The following is a 13,349-nucleotide window of genomic DNA, read 5'->3' on the forward strand; positions in this document are numbered from 1 at the left end:
CTCCGTGTGGTGCAGTCCTAGACAGCTCCACCACACCGGAGGTCTTCGCCATGATCAAGCCCGGGCCAGTGTCAACAACGTTCGTGATCAATACAGCTAGAGCCTGCCGCCACGTCCCCGCCTGCCCCGTGACGCCTCAGCCGGGCGCCGGGACCCCCCGTTCCGCGTCCATCCGCCGCCACGAGGGGAAGACCAGCGGGCACAGCGTCGCCAGGAAGTACGCCCCGCCCGTCAGGAGGAGCGCGGTCGACAGCCCCATGCCGTCCACCAGGTAGCCCGCGGCGAGACCGCCCATCGGCGTGGTGAGCAGCACCCCGGCGCCCAGGGTGCCCAGGGCGCGGCTGCGCAGTTCGTCCGGGACGCATTCGAAGGTCACCGTCGACAGGATCGGGTTGAGCGCCCCCGCCGCGATGCCGCCGGCCAGCATGGTCACCGCCAGGGCGCCCCATCCGGGCACCCACGCGGCGACCACGAAGCGGGGCGCCCCGCACAGCAGGAAGCACACCGTGTAGACCGGCCATCGCGGCAGGCGGTGGCCGACCGCGCCGTACAGCAGCGCGCCGGCGAGGGCGCCCGCCCCGAAGAGGCCGGACAGCAGGCCGAGCTGGACGGAGCCGCCGAGTTCCCGCTCGGCGTGCACGGGCAGCAGCACCGAGCCCCAGGCAGCGTCCAGGCCGTTGGTGACCATGACCATCAAGGTGATGGCGAGCAGCAGGCGGTGCCGGACCAGGAAGGCGTAGCCCTCGCGCAGCTCGGCCCGGTACGTGCGCAGGGAGACCGGCGCCGCGTTCCTGACCGGTTCCGCGCCCGCCAGGCCACGCACGCCGAAGGCGATCAGCAGGGCGGAGACGCCGAAGGTCGCGGCGTCCACCAGCAGCACCGCCTCCGCCCCGAGGACGGCGATGAGCACCCCGCCGAGCGAGGCGCCGAGCATCCGGGCCCCGCGCGAGGCGCCGTCGAAGTAGCCCGCGGCGCGCCCCAGCGGTGTCCCGGCCCGCTCGGCCAGCACCGGCAGCAGCACTTCGCGCGCGGTCTCCCCGGGGGCGTGGAAGAGCCCGCTGACGGCCATCAGCGCGCACAGCTGCCAGAAGCGCAGCACGCCCGCGAAGTGGAGCAGCGGGATCGCCGCCACCGCCACCGCGCACACCACGTCCGAGAGCACCGAGGACCTGCGCCGTCCGACGCGGTCGATGACCGGTCCGCCGGCGAGCGCCGAGACCACGAGCGGCAGCGCGGCGCAGAAGGCCGCCAGGCCCGCGCGGGCGGCGCTGCCGGTGGTCTGCAGCACGAACCAGGGGACGGCGAGCACGGTGAGCGAATTGCCGCTGATCGACACGACGTTGGCGGCCAGGACCAGGCGCAGCGGCCGCCGGTCGGGCTCCCCTTCGGGCGGCCCCGCGGTCCGCGCGGCACCGTCGGATATGCCGGTTCCGGTGTTCATGCGTCCCCCCGCGGTCGGTTCGGTCAGTCCGCGGCGCGCGGAAAGGCGTGCAGATGGACGCGGACGAGTGCCGCGTCCTCGCCGCCCTCCGGCTCCCCGGGGTCCGGGGCGCGGTAGCTCTCCAGTACGGCGTGGAGTTCCTCCCGCAGGGCACGGGCCCGCCCGGGCGTGAGCCGCAGGGCGAAGTCGCTGAGGTCGAAGCTGTCGCGCCACTCCTCGGACCAGTCGCCGACGGTGGTGAGCCAGGTCTCCAGCTCCGCGACGTGGAGCGCGGCGACCTCCCGGCCGAACAGGCCGATCGCGGCGCGCACTTCGGGATCGGCGTGGCCCAGGAAGCCGCCGGCGTCGAACTGGGTGCCGCGGTGTGCGGCCTTCCACCAGCGCTCGCGTGCGGTGCCGCGGCCCGGGTCCTCCTCGGTGAAGCCGTACGCCGCCAGCTGCCGCAGGTGGTAGCTGGTGGCGCCGCTGGACTCGCCGAGCCGGGCCGCCAGGCCCGAGGCGGTGGCGGGCCCGTACTCGCGCAGCGCGGCGAGCAGCCGGATGCGCAGCGGGTGCGCGAGGCCGCGCAGGGTGCGCGGGTCGAGGCTGACGACGCCGGGGTCGGGGGCGCCGGCGGTGGGATCGTGCGGCATGGGGCCACCGTAAGCTTGCAAAGACTCCTTTGCAATGCTTTCTTTGCAACTCTCTCCTCGCACTGCCGCGCCGGGCTCAGCCCGCCTTGATGAAGCCCTCCTTCACCAGCCACTCCTTGGCGACCTCGTGCGGGTCCTCGCCCGCCACGTCGACTTTGGCGTTGAGCTCCCGGCCCACGTCGGTGGTCAGCTTCGCCGACAGCGGGTCGAGCAGGCCGCGGATGGCCGGCCAGCGTTTCAGGGCCCCGCTGTTGACGACCGGAGCGGCGTCGTAGTTCGGGAAGAAGTGCCTGTCGTCCGCCATGACCTGCAGACCGAGGGAGGCGATCCGGCCGTCGGTCGTGTAGACCTCGCCGAGCAGGCAGGAACCCGGCTTGGCGATCTGGGTGTAGATGATCCCGGTGTCCATCTTGCGGATGCCGGAGGCGGGCAGGTCCATGCCGTACGCCTTCTCCATCCCGGGCAGGCCGTCGTCCCGCGAGGCGAACTCGTTCTCGACGCAGAGGGTGACGGCCGAGGGGTCCTTCCTCGACAGAGCGGCCACGTCCGACAGCGTCCGCAGCCCGTAAGGGCGGTTCTTCTCCGGGCTGATGGCGAGCGCGTAGGTGTTGTCGAGGGTGGACGGCGACAGCCAGGTGACGCCGTTGCGCAGGTCGGCGCCGCGGACCGCCCGCCACTGCTCCGTCGGGTCGGTGATGGGCCGGTCGTGGCCGAGGTAGGTGATCCAGGCGGTGCCCGTGTACTCGTACATGGCGTCCGCGGCACCGGACTTGATCGCCTCCCGGGCCCCGATGGAGCCCTGGATGTTCGTGCGGTCCAGCACCTCGGCGCCGGCCGCCCTGAAGATCAGGCCGATCATCGAGCCCAGGATGATCTGCTCGCTGAAGCTCTTGGACGTCACCGTGAGCGAGGCGCCCTTCAGCGGGCGGCCCCGCCCCAGCGAACCGGGGCGTACGTCGTCGACGAGCGGGCTGCCGCTCTTGAGCCCGCAGCCCGGGGCGCAGGCCAACAGCAGCAGGAGACCCGCGGCCAGGGCCCGGCGGCGCATCAGCCCGCCTCCAGGCCGTGCGGCCGCAGCAGCAGCTCGGCCAGCGACGCCAGCCAGTCCACCAGCAGCGCCAGCACCACGGTGAGCACCGAGCCCAGCACCAGCACCGGCATGCGCTGGGTGACGATCCCGGTGGTGATGATGTCGCCCAGCCCGCCGCCCCCGACGAAGGTGGCGAGCGTGGCGGTGCCCACGTTGAGCACCAGCGCGGTCCGCACGCCCGCCAGGATCAGCGGTACGGCCAGCGGCAGTTCGATCCGCGACAGCGTCCCGGCCGCCGACATCCCGATGCCCCGCGAGGCCTCGACGAGGGTGGGGTCGATGGCCCGCAGCCCCGCCATGGTGTTGGACAGCACCGGCAGCACCGCGTAGAGCACCATGCCGATCAGCGCGGTCCGCGCCCCGATGCCCAGCGGGATGACCAGCAGCGCCAGCATCCCGATGGCGGGCGTCGCCTGCCCGATGTTGGCGATCGCCGTCACCACCGGCGCGGCGGGGCGCAGCCGCCGCCGGGTCAGCGCGATGCCCAGCGGGACGGCGATGACCAGCACCCAGAAGGTGGAGACCGCGGTCAGCCGGACGTGCTGCCACAGCCGCACCCGGACGGTGTCGCCGACCAGGGCGTTCTCGGCGATGGAGTCGAGGGTGATGCCGGTGATCCACAGATACGTGGCCAGCAGGACGAGGGCGAGTACGGCGGGTGTGACCACCAGCTTCCGCCAGGTGAGCCGCCGCCGCGGCGGTCCGGCGGGAGGCGCGGCCGGCTCCTCGCCCGGGCCCTGCCCGGCCCCGGGTCCCTGCGGGCCGGCCGGGGAGGGCCCGGTCCCCGGGGCCGTCGCGGGGCCGCCCGGTTCCCCCGGCGGGCCGCAGGCCGGGGGCGTCACGCCCGCGTCCCCGGCTCGTGGTCGGAGACCTCCTGCTCCGCCCGGGTCTGCGGGGCGCGCAGCTCCTCCAGTTCGTGACGGTGCTCCAGGGCCGCGAGCCGGTCCTCCTCCAGCAGTTCGTGGACGGAGTTGAGCAGCGTCTCCATGTCCACCACCCCGGTGAACTCCCCGCGCCGGCCGGTCACCGCGACCCGCCCGCTGCTGTCGGTGAGCACCGCCTCCAGGGCGTCCCGCAGGGTCGCGTCCCGGGTCACGGTGTCGCCCACCAGCGTCCCGGCGCGCGCGAGCGAGCCCTTGGCCCGCATCAGGTCGCCGCGCCGCAGCCACTTGTACGGGCGGCCCTTGCGGTCGAGCAGCAGCAGTTCGTTGGTCGTGGTCGCCCCGCGCAGCCGCTCGAAGATCGACTGGAGCGGGTCGTCCACGCCGACCGTCGGGAAGTCGGCGACGCCCACGTCGCGTACCCGGGTCAGGTTGAGCCGCTTCAGGGCGGCCCCGGCGCCGACGAAGCCGGAGACGAAGTCGTCGGCCGGATTGGTCAGGATCGCCTCGGGGGTGTCGAACTGGGCGATGTGCGAACGCTCCCGCAGCACCGCGATGCGGTCCCCGAGCTTGATCGCCTCGTCGAAGTCATGGGTGACGAAGACGATCGTCTTGTGCAGTTCGTGCTGCAGCCTGATCAGTTCGTCCTGGAGGTGGTCACGGGTGATCGGGTCGACGGCCCCGAAGGGCTCGTCCATCAGCAGCACCGGCGGATCGGCCGCCAGCGCCCGCGCCACGCCGACCCGCTGCTGCTGGCCGCCCGACAGCTGCCGCGGATAGCGGCCCCGGAACTCCCGCGGGTCCAGCCCGACCAGGTCCAGCATCTCCTCGACGCGGTCCCGGACCCGTGCCCTGGACCAGCCCACCATCCGGGGGACGAGCCCGATGTTCTCGGCCACCGTCATGTGCGGGAACAGCCCGGAGGACTGGATCGCGTACCCGATCTTGCGGCGCAGCCTCACCGGGTCCATGTGGGTGACGTCCTCACCGCCGATGCGGATGCGGCCCGAGGTCGGTTCGATCAGCCGGTTGATCATCTTCAGGGTGGTGGACTTCCCGCACCCGGACGGCCCGACGAAGATCACCGTCTCCCCGGCCCCGATCTCCATGCTCACGCCGTCCACCGCCGGCTCCGCGCTGCCCGGGTAGCGCTTGGTCAGCTGCTCCAGCTCGATGGTCGCGCCCGACGCCTCACCCACGGATCCCCCGGGGAACGGTGAGCCGCCCGAGCAGCACGTAGCAGGCGTCGAAGAGCAGCGCCAGGACGACGATGCCGACCGTCCCGGCCAGCACCTGGTTGAGCGCGTTGGCGCCGCCCAGGGAGGCGATCCCACGGAAGATCTCGTTGCCGAGGCCGGGCCCCGAGGCGTACGCCGCGATGGCCGCGATGCCCATCAGCATCTGCGTGGCCACCCGGATGCCGGTCAGGATCGGCGGCCACGCCAGCGGCAGCTCCACGCGGGCGAGCGCCGCCGTCCGCGACATGCCGATGCCGCGGGCCGCGTCGACCAGCGCCGGGTCGACCCCGCGCAGTCCCACGATCGCGTTGCGGACCACCGGCAGCAGCCCGTACAGCGTCAGCGCCGTCACCGTCGGCGGGACACCGAGCCCCAGCCAGGGGATGAGCAGGCCGATCAGGGCCAGCGAGGGGATGGTGAGGATCGTCGCGGTGGAGGTGACGGCCAGGCCCGCGGCCCAGTCGCGACGGTAGGAGAGCACCCCGATCGCCACCCCGATCGCGGTCGCCGGCACCATGCACTGGAAGACCAGGCTGGCCTGCTGGTACGCGTCGATCAGCAGCTGCTCGTGACGGCTGGCGAGGTACTCCCAGAAGCTCATCCGGCATCACCCCTGCCGTCCCTCGCCTAAGTGTCCGCGTCCTGCGCCGCCTGCTCGACCAGCGGGATGATCCGCAGCGGGACGGGATTCTCCATGACGATCGCCGTGGAGGCCCGCACGATGCCATCAAAGCCCACAACCCGGTCGATCACACGTTGGAGATCGGCGTTCGAACGGGCCACCAGCCGGCACAGCATGTCCCCTTGCCCCGTCGTGGTGTGCAGCTCCAGCACCTCCGGGACGGTCGCCAAATGCGCCCTGACGTCCGGCCCTTGCCCCTGCTTGATCTCCAGCGTCGCGAACGCCGTCACGGGGTAGCCCAGCGCGGCCGGATCCACCTGCGGCCCGAACCCGCGGATCACCCCATTGGCCTGAAGCCGGTCCAGACGTGCCTGGACGGTCCCGCGCGCCACTCCCAGGCGGCGCGATGCCTCCAGCACGCCGATCCGCGGCTCCTCGGCCAGCAGCTTGATCAGCCGTCCGTCCAGCCGGTCGATACCCATGGCACCCCGATCCCTCCTGTGACAGTGGTCACCGTGCACAGAATGCCGTCCCTTTTGGGCAATGCGCTGTACAGGTTGTTCAGTCGTTCGGGAAACTATTGCGCACCTTGAGGAGCGGGGCGAGGCTGCTGCCATGACTGAGACCCTGGATCACACTTCCCCCACCGCCGGCGACGCGGACCCGTTCCCGGTCAAGGGAATGGACGCGGTCGTCTTCGCGGTGGGCAACGCCAAGCAGGCCGCCCACTACTACTCGACCGCGTTCGGCATGAAGCGCGTGGCCTACTCCGGACCGGAGAACGGCAGCCGCGAGACCGCGTCCTACGTCCTGGAGTCCGGGAGCGCCCGCTTCGTCTTCACCTCCGTCGTCAAGGCCGCCACCGACCACGGCCGCCTCCTCGAGGAGCACGTCGCCGCCCACGGCGACGGCGTCGTGGACCTGGCCCTGGAGGTCCCCGACGTCCGCGCCGCGTACGACTACGCCGTCGCGCACGGCGCGACCGGCCTGGAGGAGCCCCACGAGGTCGGCGACGAGTACGGCACCGTCGTCCTGGCCGCCATCGCCACCTACGGCCAGACCCGCCACACCCTGGTCGAGCGCGGCGCCTACAAGGGCCCCTACCTGCCCGGCTACGTCGCCGCGGACCCCATGGTGGAGCCGCCGGCCAAGCGCTTCTTCCAGGCCGTCGACCACTGCGTCGGCAATGTCGAGCTCGGGAAGATGAACGACTGGGTGGCCTTCTACAACCGCGTCATGGGCTTCACCAACATGAAGGAGTTCGTCGGCGACGACATCGCCACCGAGTACTCGGCGCTGATGTCCAAGGTCGTCGCGGACGGCACGCTGAAGGTCAAGTTCCCCATCAACGAGCCCGCGATCGCCAAGAAGAAGTCCCAGATCGACGAGTACCTGGAGTTCTACGGCGGTCCGGGCGTCCAGCACATCGCCCTCGCGACCAACGACATCGTCGCCTCCGTCCGCGCCATGCGCGCGGCGGGTGTCGAGTTCCTTGACACCCCCGACTCCTACTACGACACCCTGGGCGAGTGGGTCGGCGACACCCGCGTACCGATCGACACGCTGCGGGAGTTGAAGATCCTGGCAGACCGGGACGAAGACGGCTACCTGCTGCAGATCTTCACCAAGCCCGTCCAGGATCGCCCGACCGTCTTCTTCGAAATGATCGAGCGGCACGGTTCGATGGGCTTCGGCAAGGGCAACTTCAAGGCCCTGTTCGAAGCGATCGAGCGCGAGCAGGAGCGTCGCGGCAACCTCTGATCGCCCACCGCCGCAGACTCCGGCGCCGGACCATGCCTCCACGGGGGAGGGGCGTGGACCGGCGCCGGCCCGCCAGGAGAAGACGCACCGGAAGTTCCCGCGAGGCGCGTGGTGACGTGATCTTCCCCGGGCGGCGGCGCGGTGCGAAGCTGGACGCATGGGCGATCTCATCGAGCGGCTGCGCGGCGGACTCCCCGACGAGGCGATCCTCGCCGATCCCGATGTCACGGCCTCGTACGCCAACGACATGGCCAGCTTCTGCCCCGCCGGGGCGCCGGCGGTCGTCGTCCTGCCGCGCACCGTGGAGCAGGTCCAGCACGTCATGCGGACCGCCACCGCGCTGCGGGTGCCGGTCGTGCCGCAGGGGGCCCGCACCGGCCTGTCCGGCGCGGCCAACGCCTCCGACGGCTGCATCGTGCTCTCCCTCACCAAGATGGACCGCATCCTGGAGATCGACCCCGTCGACCGCGTCGCCGTCGTCGAGCCGGGCGTCGTCAACGCCGTGCTCTCCCGGGCCGTCGCCGAGAAGGGCCTGTACTACCCGCCGGATCCCTCCAGCTGGGAGCAGTGCACCATCGGCGGCAACATCGGCACCGGCTCCGGCGGCCTGTGCTGTGTGAAGTACGGCGTCACCGCCGAGTACGTGCTCGGCCTGGAGGTCGTCCTCGCCGACGGGCGGCTGATGCGCACCGGGCGGCGCACCGCCAAAGGCGTCGCCGGTTACGACCTGACCCGGCTGTTCGTCGGTTCCGAGGGCAGTCTCGGCATCGTCGTGCGGGCCGTTCTGGCGCTCAAGCCCGCCCCGCCCGCCCAGCTGGCGCTGGTGGCCGAGTTCCCCTCCGCCGAGGCGGCATGCGCGGCGGTCTGCGACATCATGGCCGGCGGTCATGTGCCCTCGCTGCTGGAGCTGATGGACGGCACGACCGTGCGCGCCGTCAACGACATGACCAGCATGGGGCTGCCCGAGTCGACCGAGGCGCTGCTGCTGGCCGCCTTCGACACCCACGCGCCGGCCGCCGACCTGGCCGCGGTGGGGGAGCTGTGCACCGCCGCCGGGGCGACGCAGGTGGTGCCCGCCGAGGACGCGGCGGAGTCCGAAATGCTGCTGCAGGCAAGGCGGATGGCGCTGCCCGCGCTGGAGCGGGTCTCCACGGCCACGATGATCGACGACGTGTGCGTGCCGCGCGGCCGGCTCGCCGCGATGCTCGACGGGGTCGCGGCCATCGCCCGAAAGCACGACCTGACGATCGGGGTGTGCGCGCACGCCGGGGACGGCAACACCCACCCCGTGGTGTGCTTCGACGCCGCCGATCCGGAGGAGTCCGCGCGGGCCCGCGAGTCGTTCGACGAGATCATGGCGCTCGGCCTGGAACTGGGCGGCACGATCACCGGCGAACACGGCGTCGGAGTCCTGAAGAAGGAGTGGCTGGCCCGCGAACTCGGCCCGGTGGGTGTGGAGATGCAGCGCGGCGTCAAGGCCGTCTTCGACCCGCTCGGGATCCTCAACCCGGGCAAGATGTTCTGAGCTCCCGGGCCGCCGGGGCGGCGCCTCAGTTGTCCGGCGACTCGTCGGACCCGTGCCAGGGGTCGCGCGTGCGGCGCTCGTCGCGCGCGGTCTCGCCGGCGGCCGGTGCCAGCAGTTCGTCCAGCCGCTCGTCCATCGCCAAGTGGTCGTGCTCCGTCCCCGGCGGCACGGCCCGCAGCGTGCGCTCCAGCCATGCCGACACCGGGTGGGAGGACGCCTCCAGCAGCGCGGTCCCGTCCGGCGAGCTGAGCGCCATGCAGATCACGCTCCGTCCGTCGTTCTTGGTGGGCCAGATCCGCACGTCGCCGTGCCCGCTCGGCCGGAACACCCCCTCGACCAGCAACTCCCGGGCGAAGGTCCAGTTGACGGGGGAGTTCGAACCGATGTGGAAGGTGATGTGCACGGCGAAGGGGTCCCCGGAGCGGTAGGCCAGCCTGGCAGGGACGCCGATGCTGCGCTCGGGCGACAGCACCAGGTGCATCTCCAGTTCCCGTTCCACCACGGTCTGCATCTCGTCGTCCTTTCCTCGGCGCGAAGGCCCCTGGCGGTGCTGCGCGGCGGGTGCTGCGCGGGGCCCGCACCGGGAGAGAGCGCATACGGTCTTCACCATTACGCGGGTTCCGGCGATCGGGAGGACTTTCCCCGAAGGCCCGGCACTCACGAGATGGATGCGGTACACACGGAACGTCGCCGTCCGCCCCCGCCCGGGGTTGCGTCCGGCCCTGCGACGGCCCTCCCCTTCTCCGCCCCGCCCCGCCCCGCCCACGGCTCCGCGGCGCGCACGTCCCCGTCCGTCCGAAGCGGTGTCAGTTCGGAAGCGTATCGGTTCGGTCGCCGGGATTTGCCCCGTAATGCCGATCCTCGCCCATGGATCGTTTCTTTCGTCCGCCCCCCGCGTTCTTCGTTAGTGTCCTCCTTGCACGCCGGAGACGGCGGGCTGGTCGAGCGTGTCGGTCGTGAGGGGAGTTGTCACGGATGACCTCCGGTAGCAGCGGCGGGAGTCTGCCCGGTCCCGGGTACTACCCGGACCCGTCCATCCCGGGCTACATCCGCTACTGGAACGGGTCCTCGTGGGTCCCCGGCACGAGCCGGCCCGCGCCGCAGTCCGGGGAGGACCTCGCGCCGCCGTCCGGTGCGGCCGTGGCCGCCGCCGGGCCCGCGCTGGCGCCGCCGCCCGTGCCGGAGGCACCCCAGGCGCCGGTGACGCCCGTGACGCCGCGGATCCCCGCGTTGGAGGAGTCCGGGCCGATGTTCCTGGACGAGGACCCGCGGGCCCCGAGGGCGGAACGCGGACCCGAGACCATCACCGGGCCGCAGGCGGGGCCCGTGGCCCAGCCCCGGCCGGAGTCCCGGCCGGAGCGGTCCTGGGCCGCCGACCCGGCCCGGCAGGATCCCTCGCCCCGGGTGTCGTGGGGGATCCCCGAGCGTGCGGAGCGGACCGCCGCGCCCGCCCCGGCCCCCGCGCCGGCGCAGACCGCGGCATCCGCCCCCGCGCCCGCCCCGATGCAGACCGCCGCCCCTGACCCCGCTCCCGCCCAGGGCCGGGCCGTCGCGTCCGCCCCCACCGAGAGCGCCGTTCCCGGGCAGCAGCCCGCCCCCGTTCCGTGGGCGCAGCAGGTGCACGACCTGGCCCGCCAGGTCCCGGCGCAGGGCGGGGACGCGGCGGCCCCCGCGCCGTGGCGGCCGGTGCCGAACGACCCCTTCGCCTCCGCCCGAGAGCAGGCGCGGCCCGCGTCGACGGCGAAGCGGTTGGCGGCCCGGCTGATCGACTCCGTGGTGGTGGGCGCGGTCTTGGCGGCCGCTGCGGTGCCGCTGGGGACGGCGGCCTACGAGCACCTCCGCGACAAGGTGGCCGCGGCGCGGCTGACCGGCGAGGAGGTGACGGTCTGGCTGATCGACGGCACCACGGGCGTGCAACTCGGCATCATCGCCGCCGTCGTGCTCGTCACCGGACTGCTGTACGAGGTGCTGCCCACGGCCAAGTGGGGCCGCACCCTGGGCAAGAAGCTGCTGGGCCTGCGCGTGCTGGACATCGAGAGCCAGTACGAGCCGGGCTTCGGGCAGGCGCTGCGCCGCTGGCTCACCCACACGGTGCTGGACGCGCTGGTGATCGGGTTCCTCGGGCTGGCCTGGTGCCTCTTCGACAGGCCGTGGCGGCAGTGCTGGCACGACAAGGCGGCGCGCACCTTCGTGGCCGGCGACAGCTGACACCCGAACGGCCCCCGCCGCAGGCGCGGCCGTATCGTCCGGGTTTCACTCGGGGCATGAGCAGCGATCAGCCCGAGGACCCGTTCGCCAAGCCGCCCCGGGAGCCGTCCGAGCCCACGCAGCCCCCGCCCGGACAGCAGCCGCCGCCCGGACAGCAGCCCCCGCCCGGGCAGCCGCCGTACCAGCCGCCGCCCTACCAGCCCCCGCCGGGCGGCGGCTCGCCCTACGACCAGCCGCCCCCTGCGGGCTACGGCGGCGGCCCGTACGCGGGCAGCCCGTACGGCGCGCCCGAGCCCGACCCCCTGGCAGGGATGCCCCCGCTGGCGAACCGGGGGCGCAGGCTGGCCGCGCGTATCGTCGACGCCCTGATCATCGGCATCCCGGTCTACGGCATCACCGGGCTGATCTGGAACTACGACTACAACGCCACCGGCGCGCTGTTCTCCCAGGGCGTCATCTACGCCGTGATCTACCTGGCCTACCAGGTGTTCATGCTCACCCGGTACGGGCAGAGCCTCGGCAAAAAGCTGCTCAAGGTGCGGGTCGGCATGCTCGCCGACGGCACCAACCCGACGACCCCGGCGGCGCTGAAGCGGGAGTCGGTCTACTCACTGGTGCCGATCATCCCGTGCTGCGGTGAGGTCTTCTGGGTCGTCGAGGTGCTCTGGTGTACCTGGGACAAGCCGTACCGCCAGTGCCTGCACGACAAAGCAGGGCAAACCGTGGTGGTGTCGGTGGACTGAGGCGGTCCGCGCGGTGATCGTCGCAGGGCCGTGACCATCCGCGTCTATGCGCCGTCATGCCCGGCTGATTTACTCACTCCATGAGTTCGAATCAACCGCCCGGCTACGGTTATCCGCAGGGCGGCTCGGGGGGCCAGAATCCGTACGGGGAGAACCCGTACGGGCAGCAGCCGCACCCCCAGGGCCAGAACCCTTACGACCAGCAGCCGTTCCCGCAGCAGCAGTCGCCCTACGCCTATCCCCAGCAGCCGGCCGGTTACGGCCAGATGCCAGTGGACCCGGCCCTGGCGGGCATGCCGCCGCTGGCCGACAGCGGCCAGCGCTTCCTCGCCCGGCTGATCGACCTGGGCATCTTCATCGTCGCGTTCATCGTCCTGTTGGTGGCGACGGGCACCTCGCTAACGGACACGGGCCCGCTCCTGGGGATCGAACTGGTCATCGGCGTCGGTGCGTTCCTCTACGAGGCGCTGATGCTTCAGTCCACCGGCCAGACGGTGGGCAAGAAGGTCATGAAGATCCGCGTCGCGAAGCTGGCCGACGGCAGCCCGCCCGGGAGTGCCGCCTGGGGCCGTGCCGCGGTGTACTCCTTCATCGGCGTCGTACCCTGCGTGGGCTTCATTCTCTCGCTGCTCAACGTGCTGTCGCACCTGTGGGACAAGCCCTACCGCCAGTGCTGGCACGACAAGGCCGCCAAGACGGTCGTGGTCAAGGTCTGACGCGCACGTCCTGAACACGACGGCCCCGGAGCATCCGCTCCGGGGCCGTCGGTGTACTCCGGGGCGGACGGGCTCAGCGCCGCAGCGAGTGCTCGCCGAGCCGGGGCTCGGCGGTGCCGCGGACGCGGGGCCGGGGGACCGGCTGGTGCGCGGCGGGGAGTTCGCCCCTCGCGCGGCGGGCGCCGGCCGGGATCGTCGCCGTCACGGCGACCAGGACGCCGAGCACCAGTCCCGCGGCGGCGATGACCGCCACCGCGATGCCCGATCGCGCCTCCGAGAGCAGCAGCATCGCGAGGGTGGAGAGCACCACGGTCGCGGAACCGTAGGACAACTGGGCGGGGGTGGGACGTGGCATGGCTGATCCGTCCTCGTATAGGTCGATTGTGGCGAAGCGTCGGCCAGGGCGGTTTTCCGGGTGGTTCAGACGTGGCACGCCAACCACCGACTCTACGTTGCGAGATGCCCGGGCGGAACAGCCGGTAAGCGTGACCT

14 protein-coding genes are annotated in these 13,349 nt (G+C 72.3%); 5 read left to right on the forward strand and 9 right to left on the reverse strand.

What is annotated here, in order from left to right; genetic code table 11:
- Positions 1–136: 136 nt before the first annotated feature.
- From ACWDAS_RS02205 to ACWDAS_RS02235, 7 genes are all read right to left on the reverse strand, one after another.
- A complete protein-coding gene (locus ACWDAS_RS02205) occupies positions 137–1,441 on the reverse strand; it encodes an MFS transporter (RefSeq protein ID WP_450386616.1) in 1,305 nt (434 codons plus the stop codon).
- A gap of 23 nt (positions 1,442–1,464) precedes the next feature.
- Positions 1,465–2,073, reverse strand: coding sequence for a helix-turn-helix domain-containing protein (locus ACWDAS_RS02210; protein ID WP_450386618.1), 609 nt, complete (start codon positions 2,071–2,073; stop codon positions 1,465–1,467).
- Between the two features lie 76 nt (positions 2,074–2,149).
- Entirely contained in the window at positions 2,150–3,121 is a 972-nt protein-coding gene (locus tag ACWDAS_RS02215; protein WP_450386620.1) for a glycine betaine ABC transporter substrate-binding protein, read from the reverse strand.
- Positions 3,121–4,005 (reverse strand): ABC transporter permease, encoded by an 885-nt coding sequence (locus ACWDAS_RS02220; protein ID WP_450386622.1) that lies wholly within the window; start codon positions 4,003–4,005, stop codon positions 3,121–3,123. The genes ACWDAS_RS02215 and ACWDAS_RS02220 overlap by 1 nt, the downstream gene beginning before the upstream one ends.
- The gene (locus tag ACWDAS_RS02225; RefSeq protein WP_450386624.1) at positions 4,002–5,243 is read right to left on the reverse strand and encodes a betaine/proline/choline family ABC transporter ATP-binding protein; all 1,242 of its coding nucleotides are present in this window, start codon (positions 5,241–5,243) and stop codon (positions 4,002–4,004) included. The genes ACWDAS_RS02220 and ACWDAS_RS02225 overlap by 4 nt, the downstream gene beginning before the upstream one ends.
- The gene (locus ACWDAS_RS02230; RefSeq protein WP_450386626.1) at positions 5,236–5,883 is read right to left on the reverse strand and encodes an ABC transporter permease; all 648 of its coding nucleotides are present in this window, start codon (positions 5,881–5,883) and stop codon (positions 5,236–5,238) included. The genes ACWDAS_RS02225 and ACWDAS_RS02230 overlap by 8 nt, the downstream gene beginning before the upstream one ends.
- A gap of 26 nt (positions 5,884–5,909) precedes the next feature.
- Positions 5,910–6,386 (reverse strand): Lrp/AsnC family transcriptional regulator, encoded by a 477-nt coding sequence (locus tag ACWDAS_RS02235; RefSeq protein WP_450386628.1) that lies wholly within the window; start codon positions 6,384–6,386, stop codon positions 5,910–5,912.
- Positions 6,387–6,519: 133 nt separating this feature from the next.
- Between ACWDAS_RS02235 and hppD the strand changes: the two genes are divergently transcribed.
- Positions 6,520–7,665 (forward strand): 4-hydroxyphenylpyruvate dioxygenase, encoded by a 1,146-nt coding sequence (gene hppD, locus ACWDAS_RS02240; RefSeq protein ID WP_450386630.1) that lies wholly within the window; start codon positions 6,520–6,522, stop codon positions 7,663–7,665.
- A 157-nt stretch (positions 7,666–7,822) separates the two neighbouring features.
- The gene (locus ACWDAS_RS02245) at positions 7,823–9,190 is read left to right on the forward strand and encodes an FAD-binding oxidoreductase (RefSeq protein WP_450386632.1); all 1,368 of its coding nucleotides are present in this window, start codon (positions 7,823–7,825) and stop codon (positions 9,188–9,190) included.
- Positions 9,191–9,215: 25 nt separating this feature from the next.
- On the opposite strand, the gene ACWDAS_RS02250 is transcribed toward ACWDAS_RS02245, so the two are convergent.
- Positions 9,216–9,701, reverse strand: a complete 486-nt coding sequence (locus ACWDAS_RS02250; protein WP_450386634.1) for an SsgA family sporulation/cell division regulator — start codon at positions 9,699–9,701, stop codon at positions 9,216–9,218.
- A 464-nt stretch (positions 9,702–10,165) separates the two neighbouring features.
- Here ACWDAS_RS02250 and ACWDAS_RS02255 point away from each other — a divergent pair, with 464 nt between their 5' ends.
- From ACWDAS_RS02255 to ACWDAS_RS02265, 3 genes are all read left to right on the forward strand, one after another.
- On the forward strand, positions 10,166–11,398 hold the full coding sequence (locus ACWDAS_RS02255; RefSeq protein ID WP_450386636.1) for an RDD family protein: 1,233 nt from the start codon (positions 10,166–10,168) through the stop codon (positions 11,396–11,398).
- Between the two features lie 56 nt (positions 11,399–11,454).
- The gene (locus ACWDAS_RS02260) at positions 11,455–12,141 is read left to right on the forward strand and encodes an RDD family protein (RefSeq protein WP_450386638.1); all 687 of its coding nucleotides are present in this window, start codon (positions 11,455–11,457) and stop codon (positions 12,139–12,141) included.
- Positions 12,142–12,221: 80 nt separating this feature from the next.
- Complete coding sequence (locus tag ACWDAS_RS02265; protein ID WP_450386639.1) at positions 12,222–12,857, forward strand: RDD family protein; 636 nt, start codon at positions 12,222–12,224, stop codon at positions 12,855–12,857.
- A 73-nt stretch (positions 12,858–12,930) separates the two neighbouring features.
- Here the strand turns inward: ACWDAS_RS02265 and ACWDAS_RS02270 are convergent, their stop codons facing one another.
- Entirely contained in the window at positions 12,931–13,212 is a 282-nt protein-coding gene (locus tag ACWDAS_RS02270) for a hypothetical protein (RefSeq protein ID WP_450386641.1), read from the reverse strand.
- Positions 13,213–13,349: the final 137 nt, after the last annotated feature.

The sequence above is a fragment of the Streptomyces sp. NPDC001070 genome, assembly GCF_053598835.1.